Annotated in this window: 16 protein-coding genes and 1 pseudogene; 9 read left to right on the plus strand and 8 right to left on the minus strand. The window is 67.5% G+C overall.

Annotated features, from left to right (window positions below):
- Positions 1-118 precede the first annotated feature (118 nt).
- From cysD to A5645_RS02015, 3 genes and pseudogenes are all read left to right on the plus strand, one after another.
- Positions 119-1,086, plus strand: a pseudogene (cysD, locus tag A5645_RS02005) (sulfate adenylyltransferase subunit CysD).
- The gene (gene cysC / locus A5645_RS02010) at positions 1,086-2,930 is read left to right on the plus strand and encodes an adenylyl-sulfate kinase (protein ID WP_065128322.1); all 1,845 of its coding nucleotides are present in this window, start codon (positions 1,086-1,088) and stop codon (positions 2,928-2,930) included. The pseudogene cysD and the gene cysC overlap by 1 nt, the downstream one beginning before the upstream one ends.
- A gap of 22 nt (positions 2,931-2,952) precedes the next feature.
- On the plus strand, positions 2,953-3,429 hold the full coding sequence (locus A5645_RS02015) for an Rrf2 family transcriptional regulator (RefSeq protein ID WP_065033811.1): 477 nt from the start codon (positions 2,953-2,955) through the stop codon (positions 3,427-3,429).
- Here A5645_RS02015 and A5645_RS02020 read toward each other — a convergent pair.
- A complete protein-coding gene (locus A5645_RS02020; protein ID WP_065128375.1) occupies positions 3,426-3,815 on the minus strand; it encodes a VOC family protein in 390 nt (129 codons plus the stop codon). The genes A5645_RS02015 and A5645_RS02020 overlap by 4 nt on opposite strands.
- Before the next feature lie 51 nt (positions 3,816-3,866).
- A complete protein-coding gene (locus A5645_RS02025; RefSeq protein WP_065128323.1) occupies positions 3,867-4,280 on the minus strand; it encodes a VOC family protein in 414 nt (137 codons plus the stop codon).
- Positions 4,281-4,318: 38 nt separating this feature from the next.
- Between A5645_RS02025 and A5645_RS02030 the strand changes: the two genes are divergently transcribed.
- Complete coding sequence (locus A5645_RS02030) at positions 4,319-5,197, plus strand: LLM class flavin-dependent oxidoreductase (RefSeq protein ID WP_065128324.1); 879 nt, start codon at positions 4,319-4,321, stop codon at positions 5,195-5,197.
- A 1-nt stretch (position 5,198) separates the two neighbouring features.
- Here A5645_RS02030 and A5645_RS02035 read toward each other — a convergent pair whose 3' ends face one another.
- Complete coding sequence (locus tag A5645_RS02035) at positions 5,199-6,917, minus strand: NAD-binding protein (protein WP_065128325.1); 1,719 nt, start codon at positions 6,915-6,917, stop codon at positions 5,199-5,201.
- A 124-nt stretch (positions 6,918-7,041) separates the two neighbouring features.
- Here A5645_RS02035 and A5645_RS02040 point away from each other — a divergent pair, with 124 nt between their 5' ends.
- The 3 genes from A5645_RS02040 to A5645_RS02050 all read left to right on the plus strand — a co-directional run bounded on the left by A5645_RS02040 (position 7,042) and on the right by A5645_RS02050 (position 9,925).
- Positions 7,042-7,578: an NUDIX domain-containing protein gene (locus A5645_RS02040; protein ID WP_065128326.1), complete on the plus strand. Its 537-nt coding sequence runs from the start codon at positions 7,042-7,044 to the stop codon at positions 7,576-7,578.
- Between the two features lie 94 nt (positions 7,579-7,672).
- Positions 7,673-9,370 (plus strand): alpha/beta hydrolase domain-containing protein, encoded by a 1,698-nt coding sequence (locus tag A5645_RS02045; protein ID WP_065128327.1) that lies wholly within the window; start codon positions 7,673-7,675, stop codon positions 9,368-9,370.
- Between the two features lie 63 nt (positions 9,371-9,433).
- Positions 9,434-9,925 (plus strand): Rv2253 family sensor-like surface protein, encoded by a 492-nt coding sequence (locus A5645_RS02050; RefSeq protein WP_065034952.1) that lies wholly within the window; start codon positions 9,434-9,436, stop codon positions 9,923-9,925.
- Positions 9,926-10,003: 78 nt separating this feature from the next.
- Here A5645_RS02050 and A5645_RS02055 read toward each other — a convergent pair whose 3' ends face one another.
- Entirely contained in the window at positions 10,004-10,339 is a 336-nt protein-coding gene (locus A5645_RS02055; RefSeq protein ID WP_065128328.1) for a DUF732 domain-containing protein, read from the minus strand.
- Between the two features lie 119 nt (positions 10,340-10,458).
- Between A5645_RS02055 and A5645_RS02060 the strand changes: the two genes are divergently transcribed.
- Positions 10,459-11,244, plus strand: a complete 786-nt coding sequence (locus A5645_RS02060; RefSeq protein WP_065128329.1) for an alpha/beta hydrolase — start codon at positions 10,459-10,461, stop codon at positions 11,242-11,244.
- Here the strand turns inward: A5645_RS02060 and A5645_RS02065 are convergent.
- Entirely contained in the window at positions 11,241-11,921 is a 681-nt protein-coding gene (locus A5645_RS02065; protein ID WP_065034950.1) for a thioesterase II family protein, read from the minus strand. The two genes, A5645_RS02060 and A5645_RS02065, sit on opposite strands and share 4 nt — an antisense overlap.
- Before the next feature lie 107 nt (positions 11,922-12,028).
- Here A5645_RS02065 and A5645_RS02070 point away from each other — a divergent pair, with 107 nt between their 5' ends.
- Positions 12,029-13,003, plus strand: a complete 975-nt coding sequence (locus tag A5645_RS02070) for a 2-hydroxyacid dehydrogenase (RefSeq protein WP_065128376.1) — start codon at positions 12,029-12,031, stop codon at positions 13,001-13,003.
- Here A5645_RS02070 and A5645_RS02075 read toward each other — a convergent pair whose 3' ends face one another.
- Genes A5645_RS02075 through A5645_RS02085 form a run of 3 tightly spaced genes read right to left on the minus strand, consistent with a single transcriptional unit; the run spans position 13,004 to position 16,053 of the window.
- Positions 13,004-13,513: a hypothetical protein gene (locus A5645_RS02075; protein WP_065128330.1), complete on the minus strand. Its 510-nt coding sequence runs from the start codon at positions 13,511-13,513 to the stop codon at positions 13,004-13,006.
- A gap of 3 nt (positions 13,514-13,516) precedes the next feature.
- Positions 13,517-14,890, minus strand: coding sequence for a TFIIB-type zinc ribbon-containing protein (locus tag A5645_RS02080; RefSeq protein ID WP_253866831.1), 1,374 nt, complete (start codon positions 14,888-14,890; stop codon positions 13,517-13,519).
- Positions 14,887-16,053, minus strand: a complete 1,167-nt coding sequence (locus tag A5645_RS02085) for an SPFH domain-containing protein (protein ID WP_253866832.1) — start codon at positions 16,051-16,053, stop codon at positions 14,887-14,889. The genes A5645_RS02080 and A5645_RS02085 overlap by 4 nt, the downstream gene beginning before the upstream one ends.
- Between the last annotated feature and the right edge of the window lie 103 nt (positions 16,054-16,156).

The raw sequence follows: 16,156 nt of genomic DNA on the forward strand, positions 1-16,156 counted from the left end.
GCGAGAAGACGTAAAAGAACCCGACACGCCCAGCGTGCGGGTGCTTTTACGTCTGCTCGCGCAACCGCCATTGACACCCCCGGCTCCGGCTGGTTCTATATCTGCAATAACCATAAATATGGTCAACTCAACCAACTTTACCGAGAAATGATGCCGATGAGCGCTGATCTCAAGGCCGGCCCGGCGGCCGGCCAGTACGAACTGAGCCATTTGCGCTCGCTGGAGGCCGAGGCGATCCACATCATCCGGGAGGTGGCCGCCGAGTTCGAGCGGCCGGTGCTGCTGTTCTCCGGCGGCAAGGACTCTATCGTCATGCTCCACCTGGCGCTCAAGGCCTTTCGTCCCGGACGGCTGCCGTTCCCGGTGATGCACGTCGACACCGGTCACAACTTCGACGAGGTGCTGGCGACGCGGGACGAATTGGTCGCCGAGGCGGGGGTGCGGCTGGTGGTGGCATCGGTGCAGGACGACATCGACGCCGGGCGGGTGGTCGAGACGATCCCGTCCCGTAACCCGCTGCAGACCGTGACGCTGTTGCGCGCCATCGGCGAGCACAAGTTCGACGCGGCGTTCGGCGGTGCCCGGCGCGACGAGGAGAAGGCGCGGGCCAAGGAGCGGGTGTTCAGCTTCCGCGACGAGTTCGGCCAGTGGGACCCCAAGGCGCAGCGGCCCGAACTGTGGAACCTCTACAACGGTCGCCATCACAAGGGCGAGCACATCCGGGTGTTCCCGCTGTCCAACTGGACCGAATTCGACATCTGGTCCTACATCGGCGCCGAGAAGGTCAAGCTGCCGTCGATTTATTTCGCCCACCGGCGCAAGGTTTTTCGCCGCGACGGGATGTTGCTGGCGGTGCACCGCTACCTGCAGCCGCGCGCCGATGAGCCGGTGTTCGAGGCCTCGGTACGGTTCCGCACGGTCGGCGATGTGACCTGCACGGGCTGCGTGGAATCCGAAGCGGCCACGGTGTCGGAGGTGATCGCCGAGACCGCCGTGTCCCGGCTGACCGAGCGCGGCGCCACCCGCGCGGACGACCGGATCTCGGAGGCCGGCATGGAAGACCGGAAACGGCAGGGGTACTTCTGATGACGACACTGCTGCGCCTTGCGACGGCCGGGTCCGTCGACGACGGCAAATCCACCCTCATCGGACGGCTGCTCTACGACTCCAAGGCCGTGATGGAAGACCAGTGGGCATCGGTGGAGAAGACGTCGCGGGAACGCGGTCACGACTACACCGACCTCGCCTTGGTCACCGACGGCCTGCGCGCCGAACGTGAGCAGGGCATCACCATCGATGTCGCCTACCGCTATTTCGCCACGCCCAAGCGCAAATTCATCATCGCCGACACTCCCGGCCACATCCAGTACACCCGCAACATGGTGACCGGGGCCTCGACCGCGCAACTGGTGATCGTGCTCGTCGACGCGCGCCACGGCCTGCTGGAGCAGTCCCGCCGGCACGCGTTCCTGGCCTCGCTGCTGGGCATTCAGCACATCGTGCTGGCCGTGAACAAGATGGACCTGATCGATTGGGACCAAGAAAAATTCGACGCGATCCGCGACGAGTTCCACGCGTTCGCCGCTCGGCTGGATGTGCAGGACGTGGCCACCATCCCGATGTCGGCGCTGCATGGCGACAACGTGGTGACCAAGTCGGACAAGACGCCCTGGTACGAGGGGCCGGCACTGCTGTCCCACCTGGAAGAGGTGTTCATCGCCGGTGACCGCAACCTGGTCGACGTGCGATTCCCGGTCCAGTACGTGATCCGCCCGCACACCCGGGAACACCAGGACCACCGCAGTTACGCCGGCACCGTCGCCAGCGGCGTGATGCGCCCCGGTGACGAGGTGGTGGTACTGCCGATCGGCAAGACCACCCGGATCACCACCATCAATGGACCGAACGGGCCGGTGCCCGAAGCGTTTCCGCCGATGGCGGTTTCGCTGAGCCTGTCCGACGACATCGACATCTCGCGCGGCGACATGATCGCGCGGACCAACAATCAACCCCGGGTCACGCAGCATTTCGACGCCACAGTGTGCTGGATGTCGGACGGGTCGGCGCTCGAGCCCGGCCGCGACTATGTCATCAAGCACACCACACGCACCACACGGGCCAGGGTGACGGGACTGGACTACCGCCTCGACGTCAACACGCTGCACCGCGACAAGACGGCAACCGCGTTGAAGCTCAACGAACTTGGCCGCATCACGCTGCGTAGCCAGGTGCCGCTGCTGCTCGACGAGTATTCCCGCAACGCCAGCACCGGCTCGTTCATTCTCATCGACCCGGACACCAATGGCACGGTGGCTGCGGGGATGGTGCTGCGAGATGTGGTGGCTCAGAAGGCAAGTCCCAACACCGTGCGGCACAAGTCGTTGGTCACCGCCGCCGACCGGGCTATCAGGGGCAGGACGGTGTGGCTCACCGGGCTCTCGGGCGCCGGCAAGTCTTCGGTGGCCATGCTGGTCGAGCAGAAGCTGCTCGAAAAGGGCATTCCCGCTTACGTTCTCGACGGGGACAACCTGCGGCACGGCCTCAACGCCGACCTGGGCTTTTCCATGGCCGACCGGGCGGAAAACCTGCGCCGTCTGGCGCATGTGGCGACGCTGTTGGCCGATTCGGGTCAGATCGTGCTGGTGCCGGCCATCAGCCCGCTGGCCGAGCACCGGGAGTTGGCGCGAAAGGTCCACGACGACGCCGGATTCGAGTTCTTCGAGGTGTTCTGCGATACCCCGCTGGTCGAGTGCGAGCGGCGCGATCCGAAGGGCCTGTACGCCAAGGCGCGGGCGGGGGAGATCACGCATTTCACCGGGATCGACAGCCCATACCAGCGGCCGAAGAACCCCGACCTGCGCCTCACCGCCGACCGCACTCTCGAGGAGCAGGCGCAGAGCGTGATCGACATGCTCGAGGTGCGCGCCTAGCGGGCTGGCAGAATCGGTCAGCATGCGGATGTCGGCCAAAGCGGAATACGCTGTGCGCGCGATGGTCCAGCTCGCGACGGTGCCCAGCGGCACGCTGGTCAAGACCGACGACCTGGCGCAGGCCCAGGGGATTCCGCCGCAATTCCTCGTCGACATCCTGACCAACCTGCGCACCGATCGGTTGGTCCGCAGCCATCGCGGCCGCGAAGGCGGGTACGAACTGGCGCGTCCGGGCACCGAGATCAGCATCGCCGACGTGCTGCGCTGCATCGACGGTCCGCTGGCCAGCGTCCGCGATATCGGGCTCGGCGACCTGCCCTATTCCGGGCCCACCGTCGCGCTCACCGACGTGTGGCGGGCGCTGCGCGCCAGCATGCGCTCAGTGCTGGAAGAGACCACCATCGCCGATGTCGCCGCCAACCGTCTGCCCGAACACGTCGCGCAGATGGCCGACGACTACCGGGACCAGGAAAGCAAGCGGCACGGGCCGACGCGCTAGCTCCCGGAGCCGTAGGGCCGGGTGAGGATCTCCATGGCGTGCCCGGCCGGGTCCCGGAAGTACACGCCCCGGCCGCCGTCCCGGGTGTTGATCTGGCCGGGACGGCTGGCCCCGGGATCGGCCCAGTGCGGCAGGCCGCGCGCGCTGATCTTGCCGTAGATCGCGTCGAACTCGTCCTCGGACACCAGGAACGCGTAGTGCTGCGGGCGGATCTCGTCGGACTCGGCGACGTCGGCGTAGTCCAGCGATGCCCCATGGTCGAGCGTGACGACCAGGAACGGGCCGAAGGGCGTGGGGGCGGGCAGGTCGAACAATTCGGTGAGGAATTCCGCGGAATCTTGTTTGTCACGGGCCGCGACGATGGTGTGGTTGAAAGCGATGGACATGGTGCTGCCCAGTGTGCTCTTTTCCGGGCGCGCGTGCACACACGCAGAGGCCTACTTCGGCGCGGTGAGCTCCAACGCGATGTTGTCCGGGTCGCGGAACTCCAGAATGTAGGACGGCCCGATGTCTTTGATCGGCCCGTGGGCGACGCCCAGTTCGTCGAGATGAGTTGCGGCAGTTTCTAATTCGTCTTTGGTGGCCACGCGGAACGCCAGGTGGTCCAGGCCGACGCGATTCTCGTCGAAGCGATCGGTTGCCACCGGCCGCAGGCCCAGCAGGCCACCGCCCATGTCATAGATGACCCCGCCGAACAGGAACCCCAGCCGGTTGCGCAGCTTCTCGTCGGCGTTCTCGGGAATCTCGATCAGGACCGGCCAGTCGAAGACGCTCTCGTAGAACTGGCGTGATCGCTCGATGTCGGTGACGGTCAGCCGTACGTGCGCGAACGACGTGCTCGTGAGGGCCATTCGGCCATGGTGCCAGAATCGTGCCTGTGCAGATAGGTATGACCATGCCGGTGATGGAGCCCGACCTCGACGCGACGCTGCTCAAGACGTGGGCGGAGGCGATCGACACCGGCCCGTTCTCGTCGCTGTGCTGGGGCGAACGCATTGCCTTCGACAATCCGGACAGCCTGACGCTGCTCGGCGCGCTATCGGCATGGACCGATCGCGTGCGGCTGGTGACGACGGTGATCGTGCCGCAGCTGCACGATCCGGTCATGCTGGCCAAGGCGCTGGCCACCGGCGACCTGCTCAGCGGCGGCCGGCTGACGGTCGGCATCGGGGTGGGCGGCAGGCACGAGGACTACAACGCTGTCGGGGCCGACCCCAAGACACAGACCATGCGCGCCATGGCCGAGCGTGTCGCCGTGATGAAACGGGTCTGGGCCGGGGAGAAGACCACCGATTCGGTGCGGCCGGTGGGACCGCCGCCGGTCCAGGCCGGCGGGCCGCGGCTGCTCGTCGGCACCATCGGGCCCAAAACCGTACGCAGCGCTGCCAACTGGGCCGACGGCATGGCGGGAACCACCCTGAACCTGGACGTCGTCCAGCAGAACGAACTGTTCGACGTGGCCCGCGCGGCCTGGAAAGAGGCAGGCAAGCCGGCGCCCCACCTGGCCACGTCCTTCTGGTTCGCGTTCGGTGGGCCCGACGAAGCCCGCGACCAGGTCCACCGGCATCTGCGCCGTTACATGAACTGGATCCCCGCCGAGTACGTCGACGCGATGGCGCCGACCACTGGGTGGGCGGGCAGCGAGGACGAGCTGCTGGCGGTGCTGCGCAAGTTCGCCGACATCGGCACCGACGAAGTGCACCTGATCCCCACCAGCGCGGACATCGGGCAGCTCCGGCGCGCCGCCGACGTCGCCGCCGCCCTCTGAGTCAGCCGGCCGCCGCGTCGGCGTTCGCCGACTGTTCGGACGCCTCGCCCTTGCGCAGCGTCGCCAGCAGCTCGCGATACGGACCGACCAGGTAGACGGTGTCCCCGCCCAGCAGTTGGGCGTCGCGGCGCGGGTGCAGGGTGACCGGTGCGTCCGGTCGGGTGATCGCAATGACGCGGGTCTGGGTGGACAGCTCGCGCATCGGGATGCCGTCCAGCTCGCTGCCCGGCGCGACGTGCATCCCGCCGATCATGAACGAGCGCTGCCCCACCGAGAACGTCCCCAGCACCTGCAGGCCCATCGCGGCGCCGATGAACCACGGGGCGGCCAGGTCGACGGTCGAGCGCACGTTGTCGAAGCCGAACCGCTGCGCCACCGCCGAGCCCAGTGAGCGGTCGTAGACCCGCAACACCAGCGGGATGTCGGATCGGCTGCCCGCAGGCAGAAACCGCGATCCCAGCATCGACCGCAGCACGATCCCGGTCTCGATGTTGACCATGTCGTCCTGAGTCAGCACGGCCACCGCACGCGCCTCGTCGATGCAGGCCGAGTCCAGGGTCTGCCGCAGCGTCGCATCCCCGAAGATCACCGGCACGTCGAGTTCGGCCACCGAGGACAGGAAGCGGTTGTTCTCGTCTCGTTCGATGACGGCCACGTCACAGCCCGCCGCCGTCAGGTCAGCGACCACCCGGATGCCGAACGATCCCAGCCCCACCACGACGACGTGGTTGCGCAGGGACCGCACCTTGCGGGGGCCGGAGGAGATCAGCAGCCGGCGGGTGATCATCAGCTCGGCGAGGAACGCGACGAGGATGGCGGTGCTGATGACGCCGGCGAACATCAGCAGGATGCTGAACAACCGCAACCAGGTCGGCTGGTTGATGAAGCTGAAGTCGCCATAGCCCACGGTGGCGACCGTCTCGGTGCTGAAGTAGAGCGCATCGATCCAGGTCATCCCCGGGGGCAGCCGGTAGGAGTAGCGAAGCAGGACCGTCGACCCGAGCAACAGGAACAGCAACGCGACCACCGCCCGATAGAACATCGGGTTGACGTCGTTGCGCAGCGCGCGCGCCCCGTCGGCGATCCGGGTGAGCCGGGAGCGGCGGGCCCGGGTTATCGTCGCCTCGCGGACCTTGATGCCGCGCGCGGCCAGTTCGTCCGCGCTGCCGATCATCGCCGTCCAGTCCCCGGGGTACACCCGGTGATCCCGTCCGGGGCAGGCGACCACCTCGCCCGGATCGGGGGAGTTCTTGCCACCGATCACTGCGACCGGCGCCAGGTCGCCGTAGAGGTCGCGCAGGGTCGCCTCCCGCGTCACCTCGGCGCCCGAGACGACGAACTCCAGGCCGGCCGCCTCGAACGGGTGCGCCGTCTGCGCCAAGCACGCTTCGACGACCGAGGGGGCGGCCAGGTCGGCGACGTCGAGAATGGCCCCGGTCCCGTTGTCGGCCGTCACCGCTTCCCGCAACACGTCGTTGGCCAGTCGCGCCACCACCCGCACCCGGGCGTTGGCTTTCCTTGCCAGCAAAGCGATTTCGAGATTCTGCGCGTCGTCGTCCCCGGCGCAGACCACCGCATCGGCCTGCTCGAGGTCAACCGCGGCCAGGCTGTGATCCTTCAGCAGAACGACGTTGGCGCCGACTTCGTTGAGTTCCTCGATGATCGTTGTCGCCAGCGCGTCCTCGCCGCTGACGATGATGTGGCGCACTAGGTCCCGCATAAACACCCACTTACCGGTTAGCGCCAGCAAAACGCGCGTATGCAGCGAGATGATATGGCGGTGAGCAAGGAATCGGCAGCCTGGGCAACATGATTGTCACCTGAGCAAGGCCAATACTGGTCGGGTGCCCTTCATCGAAACCGTCGCCTCCCGCGAGGTCTACCGCAACCCGTGGATGGTGCTGCGCGAAGACGAAATCCGCCGTCCCGACGGCACCCCCGGCATTTATGCGGTGGTGGACAAGCCGACGTATGCGCTCGTGATCCCCTACGACGGGGACCGGTTCCGGTTGGTCGAGCAGTTTCGGTATCCCGTCGGCGCGCGCCGGTGGGAGTTTCCGCAGGGCACCGCACCGGATCTGGCCGCCCAGGAGCCGGTCGCGCTCGCCGAGCGCGAATTGCGCGAGGAGACCGGTCTGCGCGCGACGTCCTTCGAGGCCCTGGGAATGCTGGACGTCGCACCGGGGATGAGCAGCCAGCGCGGCTGGGCGTTCCTGGCCACCGGGATCTCGGAGGGACGGGTTGAGCGGGAGCACGAAGAGCAGGACATGCGCAGCGCCTGGTTCCCCCGCGCGGAGGTCGAGCAGATGATGCGGGACGGCGTGATCGCCGACGCGCAGTCGCTCGCCGCCTACGGGCTGTTCCTGCTGCGTGCGCGGTAATCCCGCCTCCAAGGATTCTTCAAGAATGCGCCAAGGCCCCTGCCGGAAAGTCATCTGCAACAGCCCGAGATGACGACCGACGAGGGGGATCGAGATGTCAGTCGAGTCAGTGCACGTGCACAACGTCTACCCGCACACCGACAGCCGCTACGAGAACGTGGAAGCGACCGTCACGTTCGCCGTGGACCCCGAAGCGCTGGCCAACGAGCGCATCGTCGACCTCAAGCTCGCACCCCGCGACCACGACGGCCTCGTCCGCTACACAGCCGACCTGCGCCTGCTCCGTCCGGTGAGCGGCGGCAACGGCAAGCTGCTGTTCGTCGTGCCCAACCGCGGCGTCCCCACCAACGCGCCATGGCTGAAGGGCGGATTTCTGCTGAACCGCGGCTGGACCATCGCCTCCTGCGGCTGGCAGTGGGACGTGCAGCGCGGTCCGGCCATCCTGGGCCTGACGGCACCCCAGGCCGACGTGGCCCCCGGCTTCATGCGGCTGGAGTGGCGCTCGGACGTCGTCCGCGAAGACCACGCCCTGAGCTTCTCGGCTCCCGAGGTCGAGTCCATCCCTGGTGCTGACGTGCTGTTCAAGTTCACCGACTACCCCACGATCGACGTTGACGACCCGGAGGCGGTGCTGACCGTGCGCACGGCCCCCAACGCCGAGCCGGTGATCATCCCCCGCGAGACCTGGCGCTTCACCGACGAGACGCACGTCGCGCTGGACGGCGGATTCCAGCCGTTCCACTGGTATGAGCTGGTGTACCGCACCGCGCTGGCCCCGGTCGCGGGCTGCGGGCTGCTGGCTATCCGCGATATCGTTTCGCACCTTCGCGCTGACGGTATCGACCACACCTTCGCCTACGGCGTCTCCCAAGCCGGCCGGTTGCTGCGCCAGTTCCTCTCCGACGGGCTCAACGTCGACGAGGCCGGGATGCAGGTCTTCGACGGCGTGTTCAGCGACTTCGCCAGCGCCAACCGGGGCGAGTTCAACCAGCGGTACGCCCAGCCCTCGACCCCCGGCGGCCACGGCGCCGCGGGCCCGATCGGCAACGATGACCTGCTCGCGCTGCAGCGCCAGCTCGGCGGCGTCCCGAAGACGATCTTCACCAACAGCGCCACCGAGTACTGGCAGGGCGACGGCGCGCTGGTACACGTCGACCCGCACACTGGCGCCGACCTGCCCGAGGACGACGACACCCGCACTTACCTGCTGGCCGGCACCGACCACTTCGGCAGCAGCAAGATCAAGGACGCGCTGCCCGCCGCCAACCCGGTGCACCACCTCGACGTCACTCCGGTCACTCGGGCGCTGCTCGTAGCGCTGGACAACTGGGTGTCGGACGGCATCGAGCCGCCGGCCAGCCGCGTCCCGCGGACCAGCGACGGGACCGCCGTGGCCCGTAAGGACGTGTTGTCCCGCTTCGGCTACGCGAACACTCCGGCCCCGGCCTGGTTGCCCTCGGCGAGCGAGACCGACCTGGTGTCGGCCGTCGACGCGGACGGCAACGAGGTAGCCGGTATCCGGTTGCCCGCGGTCGCCGCACCGCTGGCCACCTACACCGGCTGGAACGCCAGGCGGTACGTCGAGGACCTGCCGGAGGTGCTCTACGAGCGGATCGGCAGCAAGCTGCCCTTCCCGCCCGGACGACCGTCGGTTTCCGAGCGGTACCCGACCAGCGGTGACTACGCCGCCGCGGTCCGCACGGCCGCCGAAGGGCTTGTCGCGCAGCGGTTCCTGCTCACCGACGAGATCGACTCGGTCGTCAAGAAGGCCGTCGCCCAGTACCCGGCCTGAGTTACGCGGGATCGTGTCCCGTCCGGTATCTGGTCGCGTCATCCGTCCAGCAGCATTGGCACGATGCGCCGGGGACTCGCATTGCTTGCCGCCATGGCGGTACTGGCTGTGCCGGCGCACCCGGCCAGCGCAGCGACACCGTCCTGGAACGGCAAGTATTCCCTGGTGAGGTACGCCGCGCAGAAGACCGGCACCAGCGTCGCGGCCACCCAATCCGAAGCCACCTTCAGCGCCGACTACGTCTTTTCGACGGTGTGCTCGGCCTCGTCGTGTGTCGCTACCGCCAACAACGGGCCCACGCCCAAGAATCCGACGATCGTCGTGCCGTCGCACTACACCTGGGACGGCACCCGGTGGGTCGAGCGCTTCGACTTCCAGTGGGACTGCTACCTGGGCGAAGGGGTTGCCAAGGCGTGGGCCCCGGCGAAGTCCTGGGCGTTCTACACCCCGCAGCCTGACGGCTCGCTGCGCGGCACCTGGCACACCGACATTTACGGCGGTCCCTGCCAGGGCACCGTCGAGATGCCGGTGGCGGCATTTCACGCCGGCACCTGAACGGGGAGCCACAACGCCAAACCGGGCCCAAGCAACCCCGTTCGGAGTGCTTGAGCCCGGTGGCTCGGTTCGAGTACGTCAGGTGGTGGTGACGTACTGCGGGCAGTAGGCGCTCGCCGCGTCGACGGCGAATGTCTCTGCGCCGCTGGGGCTCAGGCCGGTCCGCTCGGCCACCCCGCTGTAGACCTGAGCTGACGACTGACCCGCATCGAGAGCGGCGCAGACGGCGTGGGCCTCGCTGATCGCGCGCGCGTTGCTGGGCGGGGTGATCCCGTCGGCCTTGATCTGGGCGATGAACGCGTCGTCGGCGGTGCCGGCGCCCGCGGTGCCGGCGAGGCCGAGGGCGGCGAGCCCGAGGGCAGCGGCGGTCACGGCGGTGCCGGCCAGTGAGGTGGTGAAGCGGTGAGTGAACATTGTTGTCTCCGTGTGGTGATTGGTGGTGGTGGACGCTGGTTGCGTAACCAAAGTTTCGGGGCGCAGACTTTCGGAATTCTTTATGGATTCTTGATGCCGGTTCGCAAAGAATGAGCCGCATGCTCGAAGTCATCGACAAAGGCCGCTGCACCGAGAAACACCCTGATCCGCTGTTGTTCGTGCACGGCGCCTGGCATGCGGCGTGGTGCTGGGACGAGCATTTTCTCGACTTCTTTGCGGCCAGGGGCTACCGGGCCGTGGCAATGAGCCTGCGCGGGCATGGTGGTAGCGCCGGCCGAAATCGGTTGCGCTGGACGCGAATCAGGGACTATGTGGACGACGTCGCGGAAGTCGCGGCGCGGCTGCCGACGGAACCGGTACTGGTGGCGCACTCCATGGGCGGCTTTACGGCTCAGCATTACCTACAGCGGCACCGCGCCCAGGCGGCCATCCTCGTCACGCCGATTCAGCCCACCGGTGTGCTGCGGTTGACCACGAGCATCGCTCGCCGTCACCCGCGCGATTTCGCTAGATGCAACACCGAACTCCGGTTGGAACCACTGGTACGGACGCCGGCCCTGGCGCGCGACCTGTTCTTCTCGGCGACAATGCCTGCGGCGCAGGTGGACTCATACCAACGGCGGCTGCAGGACGAGTCCTACCGGGCCTTCCTCGACATGCTCGCACTGGACCTGGTACGAACCAAGCGGGTCAACCGCGTCCCGATGCTGGTGCTGGGTGCCGAACTGGACGCCATCGTCACCGAACGCGAGATCCACCGCACCGCAACGGCATACGGCGCCGAGGCAAAGGTGTTTCCGGGCATGGCTCACGACCTGATGCTGGAGGCGGGGTGGCGGGCCGTGGCCGAGACGATCGACGACTGGCTCAGCCGCAGTGGTTAGGCCGCCACCAGCGTCGACATCAGCGGCCGCAGGGTCTCGAACAAACTCTTGCGGTCACGCAGGTAGAAGTGACCGCCGCGAAGCATCTGCACCGAGAAGTCGGCCTTGGTCCGCGAACGCCATTGCTGCAGGTCGGCTTCGCTCACGATCGGGTCCTCGCTGCCACCGAAAACGTGGATGGGGCAGGGCAACTCGCCGGTGCCGGCTTCCTCGTCGGTCATCAGCAATTCCAGGTCGTGGCGGGTGATCGTGACGGCCTGCTCACGCAGGGTGGGCCAGCGGGTCAATCCGGCCGGCATCAAACCCATTTCGGACAGGAAGGCCGCGAGTTGGTTGTCGTCGAGTTCCTTGACGACATGCAGCGGCGGCTGAAGATGCGGCGGGGCATAGGCGGAGACGAACACCGCCCGCGGGAGCTCGGCACCGGCGGCGGCGCGAACGCACGCCAGCCGGTAGGCCAGCAGGGCGCCGAAGCTGTGCCCGAAGAACATGTGCGGTTCGTCCAGCAGGTGACCCAACTGGTCATTGACCTCGTCGACGAGGTCGCGCAACGTGGCGAACCGCGAACGGTTGGGGATCTCGACGGGGACTACCTCGATGGCCGGGTCCAGCGCCTTGCGCCAGGCGTTGAATGCCAACCCGCCACCCCCGGCGTGGTGAAAGCAGAACAACCGCATGATGACCGCCCCTTCGTTCGATCGGCTGGTGGAATCACCATCCCGCGAGGCGCTCAACGGATTCTTGGCGGATCCTTGGAGGAATCTTGCAGCTCGGGACAAGGATGATGGCAACCGTGACGGTGAAGAAGATCCGCGACGCACTACGCATCGGTAAGTTCGAGCGCACGTTCGAAGCCGAACTCGCGGCCCGCTACGAGATCCCCCGGTTGCCCGGCGGTGCGCAGCGGGCCGAGTTCCTGGCCCAGCACGCGGCGGGCGTCCGGGTGATTGTGACGTCGGGCGGCCCCGGCGCGGACGCCGACACCATCGCGACGCTGCCCAACCTGGAGGCCATCGTGAACAACGGCGCAGGGGTGGACAACATCGACCTCGATGCCGCGCAGCGCCGGGGCATCGGTGTCAGCAACACTCCCAACGTGCTGACCGACACCGTCGCCGACACCGCCGTCGGCCTGATCCTGATGACCCTGCGCCGATTCGGCGCCGCCGACCGCTATGTGCGGGCCGGGCGATGGGCCAGCGAGGGCCCGATGCCCTACGCGCGCGACGTCACCGGCCTGCGGGTCGGAATCCTGGGCCTGGGCCGCATCGGGACGGCGATCGCGACCCGGCTCCTCGGATTCGACTGCGCCATCGCGTACCACAACCGGCACCGGGTCGACGGATCGCCGTACCGCTACGCGGCATCTCCGGTCGAGTTGGCCGCGTCGGTCGATGTGCTGGTCGTCGCCACCACCGGTGAAAGCCAGGCCCGCAACCTCGTCGACCGCGCCGTCCTGGAGGCGTTGGGGTCCGACGGTTATCTGGTCAACATCGCCCGCGGCAGCGTCGTCGATCAGGACGCCCTGGTCGAGTTGCTCGTCGGCGGCGGCCTGGGCGGGGCCGGGCTGGACGTCTTCGCCCAAGAACCGCATGTGCCCGAAGAATTGTTCGGGCTGGACAACGTGGTGCTGCTCCCGCACGTGGGCAGCGCCACCGCGCGCACCCGCCGGGCAATGGCGCTGCTCGCCATCCGCAACCTGGACAGCTACCTCAGCACCGGTGAACTGGTCACGCCCGTGCTGGCGATACGCCGCTGATCACTGCGGCGGGAGCCGCCTTTGCAGTTCGGCGGTGATGTCGAGCTGGCGTTGCACGGCGGCGAGATCCGCCTCCAGCGCGCTCGTGTCGGGCTTCGTCGCGGCGGTGGCATAACGCGCGACCGCCGCCTCGATGCACTGGACCGTCGCGGCGATGGTCTTCAGTAGTTCGCTCTTGTGCACGCTCGAGAGCTGCGCTACGGCGACGAGATGGTCGTCGAGATCGAGCGCGGTCTGTTCGAGATCGGCGCGCAGCACGATGGTCGAGCCGTTGTCGATTGAGTCCGCCGCGCGCAGCGCCGTCATCGCATCCCGCAACCGGCGGTGTAGCCGGGCCTCCGGCTCATGCGAGACGGCCCATGACTGTGGCGCGCGGGTGAGCCGGCCGGGCATCACCTGATTGTCCCGATTGAGCGCCCGCTTCTGGGAACGCCCGACCATCGCCACGATGGCAACCGTCAGGCCCAGGATCACGACGAGGGCGAGGATCACCACGGCGGCGATTTCCATCGGCTACTTCCTATGGATGTTGCGGGACGGCGACCTACTCGAATGATGCCCGTGCGAGTGCAGATAACTCCAGATCGCGATCGCCAGGATCACGATCAGGATTGCGCAGATGACCGCGATCGCGACCTTGACCCTGCTCCACGGCCGGTCACCGGCTACTTCGCCGGTCAGGCCGTTGATGCACACCTGAAACGGCCGGCCGCTGTAGAGCACGGTCAGTAGCCAGATCGGCAGCAGAATGTGCTTGAAGCCCAGGTAATTCCAGGTGGTGCGCAGCCGGTGGACCCGCTGACGGTCACCGCCGATGTCCGAGCGCACCGTCCGTTCGACAGCCTTCTCCATCTCCTGCTTGGCCTCGGGCAGCGCCTGCTCGGCGTCCTTGTCGTAGGTGCGGCACAGGTGGCCGGCGACGAATTCGGGCGAGAACGCCCTGGCCTGTTCGACCGGCCACGGCTCGAGCGACTTGATGCGTTTGCGGTTGAGGTTCTCGCCCTCGTTGGCCAGTACCGGCAGGTCGGCGAAGGTGTTGCGCACCTGCCCCGAGACGCGATACCAGTGCGTCTGGGTCTCGTAGATGGCGTTGCCGTCGTCGTCGGTGCCGACGCGGACCCGGTGATCTTCGCCGCGTTCACCCTCGTACTGGGTGTCGGTATCGGCGTCGTAGGTGAAGTAGGCGGTGTACAGGCTCGAGAACGCACCGATTTCGCGGTACTTCTTGAAGTCGTTGGGCGCGAACCAGCGCTTGGTCACCCACTTCTCAATCAGTGAGCGGGCCTGCTTCTCGTCGACGCGAAACGGCACCACGCCGTCGACCGGCAACCGGGCCGGAGCGTTGTGCACGTCGTCGCGCTGAATCGGTGTCGCGCAGTAGGGGCACTTGGTGGCCGTCAGGCTGCCCGCGAACTCCGTTGTGCCGCCACAGTTCTGGCATGCGACCTCACGCATCCCGTTGACGCTCGGTGCGTCGTGGCGCCGTTGCAGCTCCCTGAGTTGCTGCATGGCGCTGTGCAGTTCGCGCGATCTGACCGGGGTGTTCGGCGCGGTGACGTCGTAGTAATTGCCGCAGTTCGGGCAGCGCAGTTTCTGGCTGCTGATGTCGAAGTTGAGCTGTCCCCCGCACGACGCGCACGGGTAGGTGCGGGTGCGCTCGGTGCTGTGAAACATGGCCGGCGCCGCCGCCGGTGGGTGCGCGGGCGGGCGACGTGGTGGCGGCGCCAGTGGCGGTCCAGCCTGCGGGCGGGGCAGCGGTGGCGGGCCCGCTGGCTGCCTCGGCAGCGGCGGGGGACCGGGCTGGCGTCGCGGCAACGGCGGCGGCCGCGGCGGGCCGGGCCGACGGGGGAGCGGCGGCGGCTGCGGCGGCCCTGGATCGAAGGTCATTGCTGCGGCAGCGGCGGAGGGGTCCCCGGCAGGGGAGGCGGTGTGTTGAACAGCGTTTGCAGAGCGGGCACGGTCGACGCCGGGGCCCAGTTGGGCATCCCTTCGGTCCACACCACGGTGTCGCGGGTGAGCTGTCCGCTTGCGACGAATTGCCGCAGCGCGTTGACGGGGTAGGGGCCGGCAGGCTGGCCGGCCTGCTCGAAGTGGAAGAGCTGTTGTGGCGGCAACGGCGGTGGGGCGCCTTGCATCGGCGGCTGGGGTGACGCGAATTGTTGCGGTTGGGCATAACCGCCCTGCGCCGCATTGGCCATCTGAGCGCCCAGGGCCACACCCAGGCCCGCCTGAATCGCCGAACCCGCGGCGCCGCCGCCCTCGTTCTGTGCCGCCGCCAGCATCGCGTCCGCTTGACGGGCCCGCGCGTAGCGGTCGAGGTCGCCGACGTTGTTGAGGAAGCTGCTCTCTTCCAGGCCGCGCGCCACCCCACGCGTCATCGCCTGCTGAATCTCTTCGGGCAGCGAGATCGTCATGGTGACCGCGTCGATCCCAAGGCCGAACGCCTGCACGCGCTGGGCCACGAACTCGCGCAGTTTGTCCGACAACTCGACTTGGCGGCCCTGCAGATCGATGGCGCCGAGACCGCTGCCCATCACCATGTCGTTGAAGGCGAGAGCGATGTTGCGACGGATCAGTTCGGTGATCTGATCCATGTCAACCACACTTTGGGTGCCCAGCACTTGGCGCAGGAACGCGGTCGGGTCGGTCACCCGGACCACGGTGGTGCCGTTGGCACGGACCTGCACCATCTTGAAGTCCGGATCTCGTACGGTCACGGGTTGCGGTGTGCCCCAACGTAAGTCGGGGTACGGCCGGGTGTTGACGTAGTACACCTCGGACCGGAACGGGCTGTTGAACCCGTACTTCCAACCCTGCAGCGTGCCCAGGATCGGCATGTTCTCACTGGTGAGGGTGTAGTGACCGGGAGTGAACTGGTCGGCGAGCTGGCCCCGATAGACGAACATGGCTCGCTGGCCCTCGCGGACGATCAGTTGCGCGCCGTTCTTGATCTCGTTGTCATACCGCGGAAAACGCCAAGCCAGGGTGGTGTTCGTATCGTCGAGCCATTCGATGATGTCGACGAACTCGCCTCGGATCATGTCCCGCATGCCCACGGTCGTGCCCCCTCCTCGGCCGACAACGGCCGCCACGTCGCCGTTGCTCAGCGAGCTCGAGCGCGGATATTTGGGCGAATCTTACGCGGCATCACCG

It is taken from the genome of Mycobacterium asiaticum, assembly GCF_001673635.1.
GTDB classification, from domain to species: domain Bacteria; phylum Actinomycetota; class Actinomycetes; order Mycobacteriales; family Mycobacteriaceae; genus Mycobacterium; species Mycobacterium asiaticum_C.